Below are 20,145 nucleotides of genomic sequence, written 5' to 3'. Positions count from 1 at the left end.
TTTATAAAAAGCCTTGTGATTGCATACGCTCTAACGCACTTCGCCAGCGCGAAAGCCGGGCAAGCGGGTCAGCACGTGATTGTGATGAGCCGCCGGCCCATAACCCTTCGCTGTTGAAACTGAAAAGCGGGTCCAGGTCGGTACGCTGCGAAGCAGGAGAAATCGACGGTGCGATATTGTCCAGAATGAGCGGCTCCGCCTCGGGGGTCGCGTAATAGCCTAGCACCATATGCGCTTGAGTTACCTGGCTACGTCCCAAACGGGCACGTACGTAGATCATGCGCAGGCGCTCGCCGGGCACTCCTAGCTGCTTTAGCGTAATGTATTTGGCGATGGAGTAGTCTTCGCAGTCGCCCTGGCCCTTGCCCATGGCCTCGAGCGGGGTCGCCCAGTAATCCTCTTCGCCCCAGGTGACAATGTCGTCGACCCAGCGAATGTTGCGGTTAAAGAAGTCGTTGACTTCACGCAGCTGGGTTTGGATATCCCGATTGGCCGCCCGCTCCAAAAGCGCAAACCACCCCTCTAGCACGCTCACACCGGACGGCCCATAAAGCGCGCTCATCCGCTGGCGTAAGCGCGCCGGATCATAGGCCGAAGCACTGAAAGGAAAAAGCCCCAGGCCCGCGCCCAGCGCCAATAGACCGGCGCCGGTCAACAGCGCCCGTCGGGATAGGGTCGGTCTGGAAGAGGATGAACACCTGGGCATGGAGGCTTGGCCGCCGTCAAATAAAGCTTAAGATTACAAGTTAGCGACCGGTAGTGCTATAACTCTCATCATGAAAAGAGTTGAACGGTATGAGTAAAATAATCTTGCAGGCTCTGCGCGCGGGCATCGCCTAGTCTGCGTTGTCCAGCATCGGCTCGAGAACGGGCCATACGTTGTCCATAATAAGGGGCTGGGCCTCGGCGGTGGGGTGGATGCCGTCGCTTTGCATGAGCTCGCGGTTTAGCGCAATATTTTCCAGCAAAAAGGGAACCAGCGGAATATCGTACTCATCGGCCAGGGAGTGATAAACGCCGGTGAACGCGTCGCGGTAGGCCTGGCCGTAGTTGGGCGGAATATCGATCCCCAGCAGCAGCACCTGGGCATCGATTTGCTGGCTTTGTTCGATCATGCTGGCGAGGTTAGCGCGCATTTGGCCCGGCGGCAGACCGCGCAGGCCGTCGTTGCCACCGAGCTCCAAAAGAACGATATCGGGCTCGCGCTTTGTGAGTATCTCCTCGAAACGCTCGGCCCCACCGCTTGTCGTCTCGCCGCTGATACTGGCGTTGACCACGGTCGCCTCATCTTCCAGGCGCTGCTCCAAAAGCCTGACCCAGCCCTGGTCTTGTTCGATACCGTAGGCTGCACTTAGGCTGTCACCCATGACCAGAAGCGTTGGCCGGGCATCGGCGCTTGCCAGGCTCGCGTTAAAGATGACTACCAGTGTCAGTAGTCCCCCGGTTACCATGCACGTAAGCCTATGCCACGTTAAAGGGATGCCACGCTTCATGTCCTACTCCTCTGAACCGGATACGAGATCGTCTGCTCATCTTGGTACTCAACAGCAAAGCTTAACTGATGACCCGGCGTCATCGCACGCTTTGGGCGCAATACAAGGGCCGCCGGTGTTGCTGGCCGAAAAGCTTTGCAAGCAGGTGAAAAGCGGTGAACGCTCGCTGACCATTTTAAAGGATCTTTCGCTGAGCGTTGCCCAAGGGGAAACCGTGGCGATTTTAGGCAAAAGCGGGGCAGGGAAGTCGACCCTTTTAGGCCTTCTGGCCGGGCTCGATACGCCAAGTGACGGCGAGCTGAGCCTGTTTGGCCATCCCTTGAGTCGTCTGGACGAAGATGGCCGTGCGGCACTGCGCGCCGGGCGTGTCGGGTTCGTGTTTCAGAATTTTCAACTGCTGCCCACGCTCAGCGCACTGGAAAACGTGCTATTGCCGCTGGAGCTTTCGCCGCGCGCCGGTGAAACCCAAACCGCGCACGCCTGGCTCGACCGGGTGGGGCTTGGCGAGCGCGTGGCGCACCTGCCCAAGCAGCTCTCCGGTGGCGAGCAGCAGCGCGTAGCCATTGCCCGGGCCTTCGTGACCGATCCCGAATTGGTTTTTGCCGACGAGCCCACCGGTAACCTGGACCCGGACACCGGTGCCCAGGTGATCGATCTGCTTTTTACGTTGAACCAGCAGGCCGGTACCACCTTGATTCTGGTCACCCACGACCACGCCCTGGCACGACGCTGCGACCGCTGTCTGCGTTTGGAAGGTGGACAGTTGACACCGTTCGACCCAGGCCATGTCACGCAAGGCGGTGTTGATGAGTAGTGTGAACTGGCGCCTGGCCGGGCGTAGCCTGAAGCGGGATCTGCGCGCCTCGGACGTGCGCGCGCTATTCGTCGCCCTGGTGCTAGCCGTAGCGGCTTCGACCATGATCGCGTTTTTCCTCGATCGCCTCGAGCGCGGTCTCGAGCGTCAGGCGGGGCAGATGATGGGCGGTGATCTAGTTCTCGAACAGCGCGAGCCCTTCGATGATGCGCTTCGCGCGACCCTCGAGCAGGCCGGTTTTGCGCTGAGCGACCAGGTCGACCTGGTGTCGATGATCAGCCGCGGCGAGCATTTTCAGCCCACCAGCCTCAAGGCGGTGGACGATGTTTACCCCCACTACGGCGTCACCCTGGTCGACCTTGGCCGCGGCGCTGAAGAGATCGCCTCCGGCCCGCCACCGGGCGAGGCCTGGGCCGACCCGCGGCTTGCCGAACTGCTCGAATTGACGCTGGGCGAAAGCGTTCGAGTCGGCCAGACCGAGCTTGTGATCACCGGTATCCTGGAGCGCGAAGCCGACCAATCCGCCGGGTTTAGCAGTTTCAACCCACGCCTGATGCTCAATACCGCGGATCTCGACGCCACCGGGCTCATTCAGCCGGGCTCGCGTATCGAATTCGAAATTCTAGCCGCCGGCCCGCCCCGCGCACTCGATCGCGTACAGCCGCTGCTGACCGAGTTGAGAGAAGCCGGGGTGGAGGTGCGCGACGTGCGCGTGGACCGCCCCCAGTTGGGTAACGCTCTAGCGCGGGCGGAGAGCTACCTGGGCCTGGCTGGGCTGGTGGCCGTGCTGCTGGCCGGTGTGGCCGTGGCCATGTCGACCAAACGTTACGTAGAGCGCCACCTGGACACCGCCGCACTGCTGCGCTGTTTTGGGGCCAGCCAGTACCAGCTCGTGACGATCTTTGCGCTACAGCTTTTGGGGCTTGCGCTGATCGCCTCGCTGCTGGGGGCGCTGTTGGGGTTGGCGGGCCAGGCGGTACTTTTGTGGCTGTTGGCTCGGTTTTTACCACTGACGCTCCCGCCGCCGGGACTCATGCCGCTAGGCTTGGGTGTGCTGACCGCGCTTGCCGTGCTGGTCGGGTTCGCCGGCCCTACGCTTTTGCGCATCAAACAGGTGAGCGCGCTCAAAGTGCTGCGCCGGGAGCTGGACCCGGTCCCTCCAGCGGCCTTGCTGGTGGTCGGCGTGGCAAGCCTGGTATTCGGCGGGCTGTTGTGGCTTTACTCGGGTAGCTTCTCGCTGGCCCTGGGGCTTTTGGTGGGCGGCGCGGTGCTGCTGGGCGTACTGTGGATGGCCAGCGCCTTGCTGCTGAGTCTGGTTCTTAACGCCGTGGCGCGGCTTTCCGGGGCGACGCCCTTGAGCCAGGCGCTCCGGCTGGGCGGCCGCCAGCTTGCCCGGCGCAAACAGGCGGGAAGGGGGCAACTGCTGGCATTCTCCGTGACGTTCTTTGCCATGGCCATGATCGTGCTGGTGCGCGGCGACCTGCTGACCACCTGGCAAAGCCAACTGCCCGAGGACACGCCCAACTACTTCGCGATCAACATACAACCCAGTGAACGCGACGCCTTCGACGCCATGGTGACGCCGCGGGTGGATACCCAAAGCGCGCTCTACCCCATGGTGCGCGGGCGTATCACGGCCATCAACGACCAGCCTCCGCGCGACGCCGTACCCGAGGATGCCCGGGGCGACGGCGCGCTGCGCCGCGAGCTCAATCTGACCTGGCAAGCCGAGCTGCCCGAGGGCAACGACATCGTCGCGGGTCAGTGGTTTGAATCGACGGCCAATGCCTCCCAGGACTTTATGAGCGAAGTCGACGCGAGCCCCGGTGCGGCCACCGTTCCCATCTCCGTCGAGCAAGGCTTGGCCGAGCGTCTCGGCCTTGCGCTGGGCGATACGATGACGTTCTCCATCGGCGGTGAGTCGATCGACACCCGTATCGCAAGTCTTCGAAGCCTCGACTGGGATAGCTTCAAGCCCAATTTTTTCGTGATTTTCCCGCCCGGTGTGCTGGAGAGCTTTGGGCACAGCTACATTACCGCGTTCTATCTTCCCGAGCGTGAAGAGGGGCTGATTTCGCAGCTGGTCAGGGATTTCCCCGGCGTGTCGCTTTTGAACGTGGACGCCATCCTCGGCCAGGTGCGCGATGTGTTGGGTCAGGTCACCCGCGCCGTCGAGCTGATTCTACTGCTTGTCCTCATGGCCGGGGTCAGCGTGCTGTACGCAGCCCTCACTGCCAGCCGCCCGGTGCGCGCCCACGAAAGCGGGCTTTTGCGCGTATTCGGCGCGGGCAATCAAATGATCTCCCGCGTGCAGGGCGCCGAGTATGCGCTTTTGGGCTTCGCAAGCGGCTTGATGGGCGCCTTTTTAGCCGAAATCGCCAGCGCTGCGCTTTACCTTTACTGGCTGGATCTGACACCACGCGTACACGTTGCGCTGTGGCTTGCGCTCCCGTTGGGCGGGGCGCTGTTGATCGGCGTGATTGGCCATGTGCTGTCGCGAAGCCTTCGCCGCCAGGCGCCGGCGGCAAGCCTTGGTCTGTTGGGTGAGGCTTAGGTGGGGGGCGGTGAATGGTGAATGGTAAGTAGTGAATGGTGAATGGTAAGTAGTGAATAGTGAATAGTGAATAGTGAGTAGTGAATGGGGGCGTGGTGTGAAGGGGGTGTGAAAGGGCTTTATGAAAGGGCTTCATGGTGTGGCTGAGCCGGATGCGATGAAAGTCGCCTCTGGCTGAGGTATCATGGCCGCCTTGCTTTTATTGATGCCCTAGCCTACGAGGTTTCCCCATGTTCAGCCGCGATATGACCATTGCCGGGTTTGATGATGCGCTTTTTGAGGCCATGCAGAAAGAAGTGGCCCGCCAGGAAGATCACATCGAACTGATTGCCTCGGAAAACTACGCAAGCCCCCGCGTACTCGAAGCGCAAGGAAGCCAGCTCACCAACAAGTACGCCGAAGGCTACCCCGGTAAGCGTTACTACGGAGGCTGCGAGTTCGTGGACATCGCGGAAAACATGGCGATCGACTACGCCAAGGAGCTGTTCGACGCGACCTACGTCAACGTTCAGCCCCACTCCGGCTCTCAGGCCAACAGCGCGGTGTTTCAGGCGCTGGTCAAGCCCGGCGACACCATTTTGGGCATGAGCCTGGACGCCGGCGGCCACCTGACGCACGGTGCCAAGCCCAACTTTTCCGGCAAGCACTACAACGCTATTCAGTACGGCCTGAACGACCAGGGGCTGATCGACTACGGCCAGGTGGCCGAGCTTGCCCGCGAACACCAGCCGAAAATGATCATCGCCGGTTTCTCCGCCTACTCACAGATCATCGACTGGGCGAAATTCCGCGAAATCGCTGACGAAGTGGGCGCCTACCTGCTGGTGGATATGGCCCACGTCGCCGGTCTGGTCGCGGCAGGTGTCTACCCCAGCCCGCTGCCCCATGCCCACGTGGTTACCTCCACTACGCATAAAACCCTGCGTGGCCCGCGTAGCGGCGTGATTCTGTCCGCCGAAAACGACGCGGATATCGAGAAGAAGCTGCAGTCCGCTGTCTTCCCCGGCGGCCAGGGTGGCCCCTTGATGCACGTGATTGCCGCCAAGGCGATTTGCTTCAAGGAAGCGATGGCGCCCGAGTTCAAGACCTACCAGCAACAGGTCGTGAAAAACGCCCAGGCGATGGCGAAGGTGTTCATCGATCGCGGTTTCGATATCGTCTCCGGCGGCACAGAAGATCACCTCTTCCTGCTTTCGTTGGTCAAACAGGGCGTCACCGGTAAAGACGCCGATGCCGCGCTGGGCCGCGCGCATATCACCGTCAACAAAAACGCCGTTCCCAACGACCCGCAAAGCCCGTTCATCACCTCGGGTCTGCGTATCGGCACCCCGGCGGTGACCACCCGCGGTTTCGGCGAGACCGAATGTAGCGAACTCGCCGGCTGGATCTGCGACCTGCTGGACGTACTCGCCAGCGGCGATGACACGACCGCGGTCGAGGCCTCGATCAGTGAGAAAGTCGCGAAGGTTTGCCAGCGTCTGCCAGTTTACAAGTAAGCGTTAAAACGCTTTTCCCGCTGGGGAAGTCAAAACGGGTGCCTGGCGGCACCCGTTTTTTTATTGCCTGTTTAAAGCGTTTTTAGGGTTTTCAGGCAGTGCTGCACCAGTTGATGGGCGCGCTCGCTCGAGCCGGCTTCCACGTAGCAGCGAAGCTCCGGCGCGTTACCGGAGGGGCGCAGGTGAATGATTTCGCTATTTTCAAACGTGGCGCGCAAGCCGTCGGTGGTGTCCAGCGCGCTGATAGCGGCTTCAACGCCCAGGGTGCGTGCCAAACGTTCGGGCTCGGCTTGCCACTGCTGCAACAGTTGCTGGCTCTTTTGGGTCGCAAAATTTTTGAGCCGGTCGCTTGCGGTGTAGCGCGCGGGCAGGGCGGCGTTGAGCGCGGAGAGTGGCTTTTGCAAGCGCGCTGCCTCTACCATTAGGGTCAAGGCGGGCAGCAAAGCGTCCCGGGTGGGCAGGGCGGCTAGCGTGCGGTGCTGCTGCTGAAGCGGCGACTCGAGGAGAAAGCCGCCGTTTGCCTCGAAGCCGGCAACGCGCTCGAACTGCGTGCGCAGGCGTTGCATTGCTGCCAGCACATAGGGCGAACCGATACGCGTGCGCTCGACGGTTTCAAAAGCGCCGCACGCCTCGATCGCCGTATTACAGCTAACCGGCACGGCCAGTGCCTCGATGCCGAGCGTCCGCGCGCAGAGCAAGCCCACGATATCGCCCCGAAGCCAGGTACCGTTCTCGTCGCCTAGCAAGGGGCGGTCGCCGTCACCATCCGTTGATAACAGCGCGTGCAAATCGTGCTGCAAAGCCCAGGCGCGCCCCAGGTCCTGGTCTTCTTCGCTCACTGCTTCGGTATCGACCGGTACGAAGTCGTCGCTACGCCCCAAAACGATGACTTCAGCCCCCAACGCTTCTAAAACGTGTGCGTTGAGATCCCGGCCGGCGGCGGAGTGCTGGTATAAGCCCACCCGCCATCCTGCCAGCGGCTTACCGTCGAACCAATGCGTGTAGCGAGCGGTGTATGCCTGGTTGGCCGCGTCGGACACGGCTTCTCTGGCCGGTGGCGCCAGGGCAGGCATCGCTACGTTACTGGCTAGAATCGCCGCTTCGTCGGCTTTGGTGATTTCTCCATCCGGGCGGTAGAACTTGATACCGTTACGATCAAACGGAATGTGGCTTCCTGTAATCATGATGCAGGGCACCTCATCGGTCATCGCCTTGAGGGCAAGCGCCGGGGTGGGGAGAACGCCATAATCATCCACCGCGAGCCCCAGCGCCTTGGCCGCACTGGTACAGGCCGCCGCCATGGCCGGGCTGCTGGGGCGCCGGTCCATGCCCAGCGCGATCCGTTCGACCTTCGCGCCGGCGCGCATCGCGTCGATAAAGGCCACGGTAAAAGCAGCGCATACCTGATCGGTGAATTGCTCCACCAGGCCCCGCGCGCCGCTGGTGCCAAAGGCGATGCCGCTTGCATCGATAATCTCGGAGGTGGTGGGGGAAGCGTTCAAGTGCGTCTCCTGTCAGGGGAATAAAGTCAGCGTGTCCGGCATTCTAATGGCGTGCGGCGTGGCTTGCCATGGCCGTCACCCAAAACGAAAAAGCCCTCGCAAAGCGAGGGCTAAAAGGCGACTGGAACGGGAGAGAGCCTATAACTCGGCGCCCAGGTTCAATCCCACCAGGATAGGGTCATGGTCGGAGCTGCGAAACGGGTCCGCCGCATAGAGGTTTTCATTTTGGCGCTCGGTGGTGAATTCGGTGTTGTAATCCAGCGCGCTCGCCTCATCCGAGTTGATATGCCACGTGGTCGTACCGGTAACTTGATCGGCCAGCGATTCGCTTGCCAGCGCATGGTCGAGCGACCCCCAAAAGCCATCGAACACGTAGCTGTAGTCGTCGTCGAGCAATTCGAAACCGGCGTCCGTCAGGGTCGTGACCGGATCTTCCATGGCATAGGCGTTCAGATCCCCCAGAATGAGGACATCCTGATCGTCGCTGCCGGTAGGGTTGGTCTCGAGCCAGGCGAGCAGCTCTTCCGACGCTTCCACGCGGGTGGGGTTGTTGTTGCCCTGGCCGTCACCGATGGCGTCTTCGCCATTGATCACGCTGCCCTTGGACTTGAAGTGATTGACGACCACGGAGAACTGCTCGCCGTTGCTGTCAGTAAAGGTTTGCATCACCGGCGGGCGATTACCAAAAGCAAACGCGCCATCGGTCTTGGTGGCGGCATCGCCTTCAGGGCTTACGGCTTGGCTATTGTAGATCACCCCCACGGTAATGGCGTCGTCGCCGGCGCTCTCGATATTGCCTTGCGCGTCCCGGGGCGTGCTGTATGCCCAAGTGACATCCTCGATGCCTTTGCTCTGGATATCCGCATTGAGCGCGTCTACCAGGCTCGCCAGGGCGCTATCTTCGCCGTAGCCGTTGTTCTCGACCTCCATCAAGCCCAGTACATCGGCACCGCTTGTGTTGATCGCCTCGACGATCTTGGCCTCCTGGCGGGCGAACTCCTCGGCGTTATTGGCGCCTCGTGGGCTGTGAGTCGTACCGTTGAGGGTTTGTGTCTGCTCGCCGCTATCGCCCAGGGTAGTGAAGTAGTTCAGCACGTTGAACGAGGCGACCTTGACGCTGGCATCCGCTAGCGTATCCACGTCCGGCGTGGCCGGGCGTTCGTCGCCGTAGAAATCCAGGCCTTCCACGTTCTGTACTTTCCACTCGCCGAAGTTGAAGTCCAGAACGCCTTCCAGCGTATCCAGCTGATCGCCGCCGCGTAGCGGGTTGGACGCCGACAACTCCTCGCCGCCCCGACCAAAGATGATCGGGTCCGGGTTCTGGGCGGAGTTTGCGTCATCGATCTTGATGGTCCGTGCGTCAGCGTCTTCCAGCCACTCGGTGTAGCCTTCGACGCTGGGCGCATTCACCTCGGTAAATTGCTCGAGGCGACCGCCTGCCGACAGCGTGACTTCACCATAACGGCCCAGCTCGTAAAGCTCGGTCACCACCAGGGGCTGACCATCCATCGCCTCGATGGCCACGCGCATGCCTTCGAAGGCCTCCAGGCCTTGCTTGTTGGCAAAGGGCAGCTTGATGACCTGGCTTTGCGGCAGGGGCTGGTCGTTTTGCAGAACGTTCAGGCTCGAGCGATCCGCGGTCAGCTGCGTTTTGTCATAATACTCGGACACGGTACCGCCGATCCGGACCTGGTCGCCGGCCGAGAGCTGCGATAGCCACTCGCCGCTGCCGCTGCCCGCGTAAACGAAGATGCCTTCCGAGGTGAGCGGGTTATCGTCGTTGTCTTCATCCTCTTCCTGCAGGAAGAAACCATCGAGGCCCGGAGTGACCATAGTGACGATCGCTTCCAGCGTCACGGCTTCGCCGTCCAGAGCACTGGTACCGCCTTCGCCCTGGACTGTGGAGATCAGCGTGATCTCGGGCTCGGGCATGATGGCCGTACCAGGGGAGGCGAGGGCGGCAACGTCGCTGCCGTCACCGCCTAGTGCGGTAGAGGTGCTGGCGCCTTCTTCATCTTGCTGCGTGAATGCCTGGCGATCAACGTTCCAGGACGCGGCATCGTTACCCGTCGTGTCCGGGTAGGCTTCGAAGGCGATCTGGTTTCCATCGACTCGCGGGTCGCCTTGCCACAGGGTAACGGCGTCGCCGCCGCTGCCCAGGCCTGCGGCGTTATCGGCGTAGCCGATCTTGAGGGTGTCGATGTTGGCCAGGTTGCTCCAGGCGTCCCGGAACTGGGCAACGCCATTTTCCCCGCCATCGACGATGACGATGGCCGACTCGCCGGGTGCGAGGGTGGTAAGCCCCTCGATCAGCACGGCATCCTGAGGCGAGGCGCTGTCGTCGTCGTAGTAGAGCGGGGCGCTGCCAAAGTCCAGCGTCTCGTCCGAGCGGTTGGTGATCTCGAACCAGTCCTCGGTCACATCTGCGCCGTCCTGACCTGGCCAGATTTCGGTAATCGCGAGACCGATGTCGGTTTCACCGGGGACGTAGGGCGCTTGGGTGGTGCCGATGCGGAAGGCTTGGGTCAGCCCTTCGGGCATGGCGCTATTGGCGAATTCCCAATTGTCCGGGTTGCTGATCGCGCTCAAGAGCTCGTCCGCCGTCCCGTAGCCTTCACCGGTGAACGCCGCGTTGCGTTCGCGGCCCACTGCGACCGCCGTCAGGCCGTTTTCAAGACCGGTCGGCAGCGCCGAGTTGTTGGAGTTGGTGGAGGTTTCCTGCCACTCGTCGCTGTTGGTCTGCACCGCGTAGATAAACTCGGGGTTGGTGTCCTCGCCCACAAAGGCGAGGACCTGGTCGCCGCTGACCGACAGGTTGAAACTGCCATTACCCACGGCGGCACTGTTGGCATCCGAAAACTGATCGGCGTCGCGGGTATGGGAAACGACGGTGCCGGGGGCCACACCGCCTTCGGGGGCGGTCCATTTCACGGCGCCTTCGTTGGCGCGAAAACCATCGCCCATCCAGCCGGAGTCGGTAAAGGTGATTTCAGCCCCTTCGGCGATACCGCGCAGCGCGACGAACTGGAACTCCTTGTCGCTACCGCTCACGGCGGTGACCGCGATATCCCCGGCGCGGGGAACCATGTCCGGAAACGCGTCGAACGTGACGTCGGTGCCGATAAATTGCTGCTGGCTATCGGGAAGGTCTTTGGATTCACGGCCATCGTCGAACCAGTCCACCGTGCCGCTATCGAACAGCACGCTGGCGGCGATACCGTCGTCGCTGGCTACGATATCAAACAGCGCTTCGGGCTTGGCACCGATTTCCCGGGGCAGGGTGTTCAAGTCGACACCTTCGATTTCGCGCACGGCGTAATCGCCGTCCCAGAAATAGAGGCCGAAGCCGGTATCGTCGCTATCGTTTACCGGGCCCGCCAGGATCAGATAGCCTTCGTCGCCCGCTGATTCGATGGCACGCACCGCGCGTCCGTCCAGGTCCAGGCGCAAGGGCTCGCCAAAAGAGGCTTGAGTCGCTGCACCGGTCACTAACTCAGCGGCGTTGGTAACCGGTAACAGCTGCGCAAACCCGCCATCCAGCGGCGCGCGAAGCCCCAGATAAAGGGTGTCCTCGATAAAGACAGCGCCTTCGATATTGAGGCCTTGCTCGAGGTTGAGCGCGTTCTCGCCAAGCCCGTGGCCATTACCCGAGTCCCAGGCGGCCAACTGAGCGGCCAGTCCAGTAAACTGCCCCACCACGTTGATCGACAGATCATCAGCGCTATCGCCGGTGACTTCCGTTGCGAAAAGCAGAGAACGCTGGCTGGTTTCGTGGGAGCCCAACCAGTACTGCACGCCCTGGTAGCTGGCCACCGCTTCCAGATCGGCTTCCTGGCCATCGCTAAGCCCCAGGGCCTCGTTGAGATTGAACTCGCTGAGGGGCTCGCCGCCGGCCGCGCGATCATAAAGGCGTAGCGTTTGGTCTTCATCATCGGCGACCAGCATCAGGTTTTCGTTAATGGCTACCGCCGCCGAGGCATCCGAGCTGCCCTGATAGTAGCGCTCACCAAGATCAAAAACCGGCTGGGGCGTTCTATCCAGTTCCGGCTCTTCCGGCTCTTCCGGGGCTTCTGGCTCTTCTGGCGGCTCTGGCTCGCTTGGCCCTTCCGGTAGTTCGGGCTCTTCCGGCGGCGCTGGTTCGCCTGGCTCTTCGGGGGCTTCTGGCTCCTCCGGGGCTTCTGGTTCTCCAGGTGCCTCTGGCTCTCCAGGTTCTTCCGGTACTTCAGGTTCTTCCGGTACTTCAGGTTCTTCCGGTACTTCAGGTTCACCGGGTTGTTCGGGCTGAGCTGCTTCCCGTTCTATTTGATCAACCAGGTCGTCCAGCAACGTATCGAAATCGTTGGTCGTATTGCCGCTGTTATTCCCGGTCAACGCTTGCAGCGTTTGAGCGGGTTTGAGTTGCTGGCTTTCACTGCTGGCGGCTAGTGTCTGGGCGATCTCGTCGCGGGAACTGCCCGCTTCGAGCAGCTCTAGCCAGTAGGATGCCCCGGACATGTCCGGGGAACGACCCAAAATGCCAAGGTAAGCCTGGTCGAGCCAGTCAGCATCGCTCGCCTGCCCGTTGGTTGCCTGAAATTCGGCCGACGCTTTTAGATGGCCGGTAATCTCCTCCATCGACATACCCGAACGGTACATGTTGGCCCAGTAAGAAAGCCCTTCGATATCCGCCGGGCGTAGTAGGTGGGTCGTGTAAAGCTCGGTCAGGGGCTGGATGGTCGAAGTGAACTCGGCGCCAGACATTAAAGTGCGCGCTACGGCCTGTGTATCCAGTGTGCCGTTTTCCAGTAAGCCCACCCAGTAATTCAGTCCCTCTTCATCGGCTTGACGAAGCAAAAGTGTTTGATAAAGCGTACCGATGATCGTTTGATTTTCCATATCTAAAAGCCCCCTGGAGCGGTGGTTCATTCATTGTGTTTATGCATAAAGCGGCAGCTGTGGCGCCGTAACAATGAGTATTGAAAGTTACTTAATGTTACGAGTGATCGGCTCAGCCTAACCACTCAATATGTCGATACCGTGACGCTGAGGTGTGCGAATTATTGCAAGTTGATGATTATTAATTATTGTTTATAGCAAGGCCCGATAAACAAAGATCACTTGGCTTTATTCAAGCTGTCATGCTTTCGTCATTAATCGCCAGGTAATATCGCTACCTGCTTCAAAAGCCTGTCACGAAAAACGGCCACGGAAAACAAGGGGATTTCAATGAGCAACTTTCAGCTACAGCTTCTGCACGCATCGGACATGGAAGGCGGCGGGGGCGATCTACTAAACGCACCTAACTTCATCTCGATAGTCGATCATCTGGAAGATCAGTACGCTAATAGCTTGTTTGTGAGCTCGGGCGATCTGGTTTTGCCGGGGCCTTACCTGAACGCGGCGGCGGAGGAGAGCTTGCAGTCGGCCTTCCAAACGGCGGTGGAAGATGTGTATGGGCTGGAAGCGGGCTCCATGAGCGGCATAACGGCCGCATCGGGCCGTGTCGAAACGCTATTGATGGACTTGATCGACGCTGCAGCCGTTGCTCTTGGTAACCACGAATTCGACCTGGGCACGGGGTTGATTGCCGACATGATTGCGCCGGTCACCAACGGCGACAGCGCTGCGGATGTCGAGTGGTTGGGGGCTCAGTTCCCCTACCTTTCCGCCAACCTGGACTTCTCCAACGATGCGGCGCTGAGCGGCCTGGCAACCAACGAAATTTTTTCCAGCGAAGCGTTTCAGTCCACGTTGGAGGAAGTGTTGGCCGGTGCCGATAAGCCCAAGCTTGCGCCGGCGGTCATTGCCGAAAGCGGTGGTGAGCAAATTGGTATTATTGGTATCACTACGCAGATCCTCGAGAGCATCTCATCAACGGGCGATGTCGATGTCATTACCGGTGGACGCGACGACATGCAGGCGCTGGCGGGTGTGATTCAGCCGGTGATCGACGAGCTCGAGGCGCGCGGCGTCAACAAGATCATCTTAAGCTCGCACCTGCAGCAGATTCAGTTCGAAGAAGAGCTTGCCACGCTATTGAATGGTGTGGATATCGTAATTGCGGGGGGCTCTGATTCTCTGCTCGCCAATGAGCAGGATATCGACCGTGGCCTTTTCCCCGGCGCCGGCGAGCCTTACAAGTCCTACCCCATCCTGACCCAGGACGCCTCCGGTAATGATGTCGTGGTCGTTAATACCGATGCGGGCTGGCGCTACGTGGCGCAACTCGTAGTCGAGTTCGATGAGAACGGTAATATCATCCCCGAGTCGATCGACCCGGCGACCTCCGGTATTTATGCGTCTACCGACGAGCAGGTCGAAGCGCTATGGGGCAGCCTCGAGGCTGCATTTGCTGAGGGTACCAAGGGGCAGGTCGCACAAGATTTGGTTGGCGCTGTCGGTGCCTTCGTCGAAGAGCAGGACGGCAATATTCTGGGCTTCACCGATGTTTACTTGAACGGTGACCGAGGTACGGTGCGTACCGAAGAGTCCAACCTGGGGAATCTGACGGCTGACGCCAATCTCTGGTATGCCAAACAGGTCGACAGCGATGTCATGGTCTCTTTCAAGAATAGCGGCGGCATCCGCGAGCCCATCGGTGATGTAGTGGTGCAAGGGGGCGATAGTGAGCCCAGCTACCAGCCGCCGGGCGCAAATCCGGCAATCGGCAAGCCGGAAGGCGCCGTGTCACAGCTCGATGCTGGCTCGGCGCTACGCTTTAATAATGACCTTGCCATTTTGACGCTGACGCGTAGCACGTTGTTGGACGTACTCGAGCACGCCGTCGCGGCTTCTGCGCCGAATATCACCGCCGGGCAGTTTGCTCAGGTGGGCGGTATTCAGTACAGCTTCGATTGGGAAAAGCCCGCCGGGGAGCGCATTCAAAGCGCGGCTATCCTGAACGACGATGGTCAGATTCACGATGTTCTGGTCGCCAACGGCCGTTTGGTGGGTAACGCCGAAGAGATCGTGAAGGTGGTGACTCTTGGCTTTATGGCGGACGGGGGAGATGCCTATCCGCTCGAGGGTAATTACATCGACCGTGTCGACCTTTTAGACGCCTACGACCTGGATGGCAAGTTCGACTTTGCCGAAAAAGGTACCGAGCAGGACGCCTTTGCCGAGTACATGGGTGAAATGTACAGCGAAACGCCTTTTAATGAAGCCGAAACACCGGTTGGTGAAGACACGCGCATTCAGAATTTGGCCTTCCGCGACGACGCCGTGCTCAGCGAGACGGTCGACCCGCTGCTACGCCTGTACGATGCCGCTTTTGATCGCGAAGCGGATGGCACCGGCTTGGGGTACTGGCTGGATGCAAGCCAGGAGATCGGTATAGATCATATCGCACATAATTTCATCAACTCGGAAGAGTTTCAGCAGAACAACACGAATATCCAGAATGACGCATTTGTTGAACTGATGTACTCCAACGTCCTCGATAGAGAGTCAGACGCGGCGGGTAAGCAGTACTGGCTCGATGAAATGGCCAATGGCGCCGATCAGGCTACCGTGATGGTCGGATTCATTGAGTCGGAAGAGAGTATGCTCCTCTTGGGATAATTCTTTTTCTTCAGAGATGTAGAACTGGCTTTATCGACGCCTCTATCCCTGATAGGGGCGTCTCTGTTATGCTCTCGCGGCTCTAACCCGCGTGTTTTTTATCGATTCTACGGTGGCCCTTCCATGGCAAAGCAACAGGAAGAAACGGATTTACAGCGCGCATTGAAAGCCTGTAAGAGTTCGTTCATATCAGTAGGTTTTTTTAGTATGTTCGTCAACCTGCTGATGCTTGTTCCTCCAATGTATATGCTTCAGGTTTATGATCGCGTACTCGCGACGCAGAGCCTGGAGACGCTGATCATGTTAACGCTGGTCGTCGTCTTTCTTTTTATGATCATGGGGGGGCTGGAGCTGGTTCGTTCACGCATGCTGGTACGGGTTGGTAACCGCCTCGATACCGCGATCAACGAACGTCTCTATAGCGCTATGTTCCGTAGAAGCCTCGTGGCGCAGGGCGGCTCTAGTGCGCAGCCATTAAATGATCTTACCAGCTTGCGCCAGTTTTTGACTGGTAACGGCCTGTTCGCCTTTTTCGATGCGCCTTGGGTGCCGGTCTATTTCGGCGTGCTGTTTCTGTTTCACCCTTGGCTTGGCATTTTTGCCATCTGTGCTGGCATCGTTTTGGTGATTTTGGCCATCGCAAACGAAAAAGCTACCAAGTCGCTATTGGCCGATGCAAATAACGAGCATATTCAGGCCCAGAACCTGGCCAACTCTAACTTGCGGAATGCCGAAGTACTTCACGCCATGGGCATGCTACCGGGTATTATGGGGCGTTGGTCAAAGCGCCATCACGAGTTTTTGTCCAAACAATCACAGGCAAGTGATCGTGCAGGGGCACTGACCAATACCTCAAAAGTACTGCGCATCATGTTTCAGTCGCTCATATTGGGGTTGGGGGCCTTGCTGGTACTGGAAGGAGAAATGAGCGCCGGTATGATGATTGCAGGCTCTATCCTGATGGGGCGTGCGCTGGCGCCCATCGATCAAATGATCAGTGGATGGAAAGGGTTTGTTAGCGCGCGCGGAGCTTATAGCCGTTTAAACGAGCTGCTGACACAGATCCCCAGTGACCAGCGTAAAATGTCGCTTCCAGCACCCAAAGGTGATATAGCGCTCGAAAGCGTAGCTGCAGCTCCTCCTGGATCGCGCATGGCGACCATCCGAGGTATCAATTTTAATGTGGACCGTGGCCAGCACGTTGGCATCATTGGCCCGAGTGCGGCGGGTAAATCAACGCTTGCTCGAGTGCTTCTAGGGATTTGGCCCACCCAGGTAGGCGATGTTCGTTTGGATGGCGGTGTCATCACTCAGTACAACCGTGATGAGATTGGCCCCTATATTGGTTACCTTCCCCAGGATATCGAGCTTTTCGACGGCACCATCAGCGAAAACATCGCTCGCTTTGGCGAGATCGATTCTACCAAGGTGGTTGAAGCGGCGCGAAAAGCGGGCGTTCACGAGATGATTTTGGAGCTTAACGACGGCTACGATACGGTTATCTCATCCACTAGCGGCGCTCTATCCGGTGGCCAGCGCCAGCGCGTGGGTTTGGCCCGAGCGCTTTATGGCAACCCCGTTTTTGTAGTGCTGGACGAGCCCAACGCCAACCTGGATGAAGCCGGCGAGCGCGCCTTGAGTGAAACGATCACTCAACTAAAAACGGAAGGCGTTACATTGTTTGTGATTAGTCACCGTACCAATGTTCTCAAAAACATGGACAAACTGCTGGTTATGAAAGAGGGGCAAGTAAGCATGTTCGGCCCGCGCGACCAGGTATTGGCTCAGTTTGCCAAGAAGTCGAATAAGCAGGTAAGTCAGCAGCATTCAGCTCGTCTGTCTGCCGTCTCGGGTGGCCGCCAAGGCGAGGAGTCATAAATGAGCAACGATCAGCGCAATCTAACGCCTCAGGGCGAGATCGATGTTACACCGCAAGGCCCTGCAACGCTGGAGGGCGAGGCGGCCGAGCACTTGCCAACAAGTGATAAAGGCTATCGCAAGCTCGGTTACCTCATTTTGATAATCGCGCTGGGCGGTTTCATTCTTTGGTCGGTCACCGCGTCGCTGGCGATTGCTGTTGTCGCCCCTGGCAGTGTCTCGATCGAATCCTTTAAGCGTACGGTGCAGCACTTGGAAGGCGGTATCGTGCGCGAGCTCCTCGTAGAAGATGGAGACAAAGTCGAGGCAGGTGATACGTTAATAGTGCTCAGCGACACTCAGTCGCGTTCGCAACTCGAAATTGCACGCTCTCAATATCTTATAAATCGTGCCATGGAAGCGCGCCTGCTCGCTGAACAGGAAGGCGCAGAGAGCATGGAGATCCCCGAAGATATTCAAGACGTCGATAGCCCGAGAGTCCAACAGGTAGTCGCGGTTCAACAAGCTTTGTTTACTGCACGGCGCCAATCGCTCCAAAGCTCCCTGGAGTCCCTGGATGAACAGATCATCCAAATGCAGGAGCAGATCGAGGGTCTCGAGCAGCGTATTGGTGTGAATACTCGTCGAATGTCCTCACTGCGCTCCGAGGCCGACGACTTCCGCTCGCTATATCGTGAGGGGCTAGGCGATAACCAGCGCTTACGCGAATTAGAGCGGCTCATTCTACAGTACGAAGGCGATAACGCTGAGTTTCGTGCCAATATTGCCCAGCTACGCTCGCAAATCAGCGAAAACCGCATGCAGCGCGAAATTCAGCAACAGGATTTTCAAAAAGAAGTAGGCGAGCAACTGCGTGAGGCCCAAACGCAAATTGCTCAAGCAGAGGAGCAAATCGTCTCGCTTAGCGATCAAGTAGAGCGCACAGTAGTTACTGCTCCCGTCTCCGGTACCGTAGTCGGTCGCCAAGTACATACCGTGGGCGCAGTCATCCGTCCGGGTGACACTATTATGGATGTCGTACCCAGCAACGATGGTTTTGTCGTCGAAGCCCGCATTCCGATTCGCGATATCGATAATATCTTTATTGGCCAGTTTGCCGAGATACGCTTTAGCGCCTTCAATCAGCGCTTGACCGATGAGATCGACGGCGAAGTCGTTTACGTCAGTGCCGACAGTTTTGAAGATGAAGCCACCGGCCAGCAATATTATCGGGCCCGAGTACGTGTCACTGAGTCGGGTTATGAGCAAATGAACGACCGTATGCAGCTGTTATCTGGTATGCCCGCTGAAGTCATGTTGCGTACTGGCGAGCGTACTTTCGCAAGTTACATTGCTAAACCAGTGACCGATATGCTGGCTCGCGCCCTACGGGAGGATTGATGCAAAGGACGCTGATACACCGGACATTTATCGGTCGTTACTGGAAGGGGGGAGTGCTGGCGCTGCCGCTGTGCCTGGTTTTGGGGGCTGTAAACGCTCAGGAACCGGACCCCCTCGCGGACGAAAGCGCTTTAATGGAACTGGCCGAACTGGACCAGCGCCCATCGCAGCCACCTACATTGCCCTCGCTGCCGGAGCTTTTCGCAAGTGCCCTCAATCACGACGCGGATCTTTCACGTCAGCGCTTTGAGCTCGATGCCACGCGCGAAGAAGTTCCCATGGCTCGCTCGCAGCTTTTGCCCCAGGTCTCGGCCTCTGGCTCTTATTTGTGGCAAGATTCAACCAATATTCAAACGTCTCCGGATGAATTTGGGCTCGACCAGCCTGCCCAGCGCCCGGGAGAAATCGAAGAAAACGTATGGAGTGTTCAGCTTCAACAGCCTCTTTTTAGCTTGGAACGATGGCGCGGTGTCGATGTGGCGAATGCCCAAGTCAGCGCTGCCGAGCTTCAGCTGGCGGTGGTCGAACGCGACCTGGCCATGCAAGTGGCAGAAGCTTACGTTCAAGCCTACTTGGCCTCTCAGCGTCTTGGCCTTTTGGAATCGCAGCAAGAATCATTGGATTTACAAGTGCGTCAAGCACAGCGGGCTTACGATCTGGGGGTAGGTGACCGTATCAATCTGCTTGAAGCGCAGTCTCGGTTGGACCAAGCGGTTTCCGAAGCCGTTCAAGCAGAAAACGAGCTTAATAACGCATTAAGCACGCTCGAACGCCTTACCGGCAGGTATCCGGAGTTCAGGCAGCTCGCCATTGGTGAACTCTCAAGTGTCGAGTTAATGGGAGACTGGGGGGATCCAGAGAGTTGGGTAGCGCAGGTCGGTCAGAACCTGGACGTACTCCTTGCTCGTGAACAGCAACGTGTAACCGAAGCCGATGCCAGTACTCGTCGGGCGGGGTACTATCCAGAGCTCAACCTGAATCTCTCCTACTCGGATCGCAAAAGCGATGATGCATTACGCGAAAGCGAGGATTATCGGGCGAGTGTCGAGGTAAGCGTACCTATTTACCGGGGTGGCTATACGACTGCCAACGTGCGCCAAGGCGAGCGACGTATTGATGCAAGCCAGGCTGACTTTGACAACCAGCGTAATTTGGCCGTTCAGGAAGTACGTCAGCGGCTTCGCTCGCTGAACGGACACGTACGCCGAGTCCAGGCACTGAATCAGGCAATCGAATCCAGTCAGTTATTTCTGGACGCCGCCGAGCGGGGTGAGCAGCTAGGCCTTCGCGATTTGGTTGACGTGTTGGACGCGCGAGCCAGTCTTTACGATCAGCGTATTCAGTATGTTGATACTATTGGCGAGTACGCTCTGGACACCTTGGCCCTTCATTCCGCCGTAGGTGATTTGAGCAGTCAGGATCTAAACGACATTATGTCATTGCTGTTATCATTGACGGATTTCCCAGTAACAAGCTGAGGATAACG

The 20,145-nt window shown here is 58.8% G+C and carries 11 protein-coding genes; 7 read left to right on the top strand and 4 right to left on the bottom strand.

Going from position 1 to position 20,145, the window contains the following annotated elements:
• Nucleotide 1: 1 nt before the first annotated feature.
• Nucleotides 2-706: a transglutaminase-like cysteine peptidase gene (locus tag ACWHXT_RS11435; RefSeq protein WP_447955933.1), complete on the bottom strand. Its 705-nt coding sequence runs from the start codon at nucleotides 704-706 to the stop codon at nucleotides 2-4.
• A 130-nt stretch (nucleotides 707-836) separates the two neighbouring features.
• Complete coding sequence (locus ACWHXT_RS11430; RefSeq protein WP_447955932.1) at nucleotides 837-1,451, bottom strand: arylesterase; 615 nt, start codon at nucleotides 1,449-1,451, stop codon at nucleotides 837-839.
• 40 nt (nucleotides 1,452-1,491) lie between these two features.
• Here ACWHXT_RS11430 and ACWHXT_RS11425 point away from each other — a divergent pair, with 40 nt between their 5' ends.
• From ACWHXT_RS11425 to glyA, 3 genes are all read left to right on the top strand, one after another.
• Nucleotides 1,492-2,307: an ABC transporter ATP-binding protein gene (locus ACWHXT_RS11425; protein WP_447955931.1), complete on the top strand. Its 816-nt coding sequence runs from the start codon at nucleotides 1,492-1,494 to the stop codon at nucleotides 2,305-2,307.
• Entirely contained in the window at nucleotides 2,300-4,861 is a 2,562-nt protein-coding gene (locus ACWHXT_RS11420) for an ABC transporter permease (protein ID WP_447955930.1), read from the top strand. The genes ACWHXT_RS11425 and ACWHXT_RS11420 overlap by 8 nt, the downstream gene beginning before the upstream one ends.
• A 230-nt stretch (nucleotides 4,862-5,091) precedes the next feature.
• A complete protein-coding gene (gene glyA, locus ACWHXT_RS11415; protein WP_447955929.1) occupies nucleotides 5,092-6,357 on the top strand; it encodes a serine hydroxymethyltransferase in 1,266 nt (421 codons plus the stop codon).
• A gap of 71 nt (nucleotides 6,358-6,428) precedes the next feature.
• Here the strand turns inward: glyA and ACWHXT_RS11410 are convergent, their stop codons facing one another.
• Nucleotides 6,429-7,859: a phosphomannomutase gene (locus ACWHXT_RS11410; protein ID WP_447955928.1), complete on the bottom strand. Its 1,431-nt coding sequence runs from the start codon at nucleotides 7,857-7,859 to the stop codon at nucleotides 6,429-6,431.
• A 138-nt stretch (nucleotides 7,860-7,997) separates the two neighbouring features.
• A complete protein-coding gene (locus tag ACWHXT_RS11405) occupies nucleotides 7,998-12,734 on the bottom strand; it encodes an ExeM/NucH family extracellular endonuclease (RefSeq protein WP_447955927.1) in 4,737 nt (1,578 codons plus the stop codon).
• Between the two features lie 330 nt (nucleotides 12,735-13,064).
• Here ACWHXT_RS11405 and ACWHXT_RS11400 point away from each other — a divergent pair, with 330 nt between their 5' ends.
• The 4 genes from ACWHXT_RS11400 to ACWHXT_RS11385 all read left to right on the top strand — a co-directional run bounded on the left by ACWHXT_RS11400 (nucleotide 13,065) and on the right by ACWHXT_RS11385 (nucleotide 20,137).
• Entirely contained in the window at nucleotides 13,065-15,401 is a 2,337-nt protein-coding gene (locus ACWHXT_RS11400) for a DUF4214 domain-containing protein (RefSeq protein ID WP_447955926.1), read from the top strand.
• A gap of 123 nt (nucleotides 15,402-15,524) precedes the next feature.
• On the top strand, nucleotides 15,525-17,279 hold the full coding sequence (locus ACWHXT_RS11395; protein ID WP_447955925.1) for a type I secretion system permease/ATPase: 1,755 nt from the start codon (nucleotides 15,525-15,527) through the stop codon (nucleotides 17,277-17,279).
• Entirely contained in the window at nucleotides 17,280-18,659 is a 1,380-nt protein-coding gene (locus ACWHXT_RS11390) for an HlyD family type I secretion periplasmic adaptor subunit (protein WP_447955924.1), read from the top strand.
• A complete protein-coding gene (locus ACWHXT_RS11385) occupies nucleotides 18,659-20,137 on the top strand; it encodes a TolC family outer membrane protein (protein WP_447955923.1) in 1,479 nt (492 codons plus the stop codon). The genes ACWHXT_RS11390 and ACWHXT_RS11385 overlap by 1 nt, the downstream gene beginning before the upstream one ends.
• Nucleotides 20,138-20,145 lie beyond the last annotated feature (8 nt).

Source organism: Vreelandella halophytica, assembly GCF_968193635.1.
Note: the sequence above shows the minus strand (reverse complement) of the source record. Positions and strands in the feature narration are given on the sequence as shown.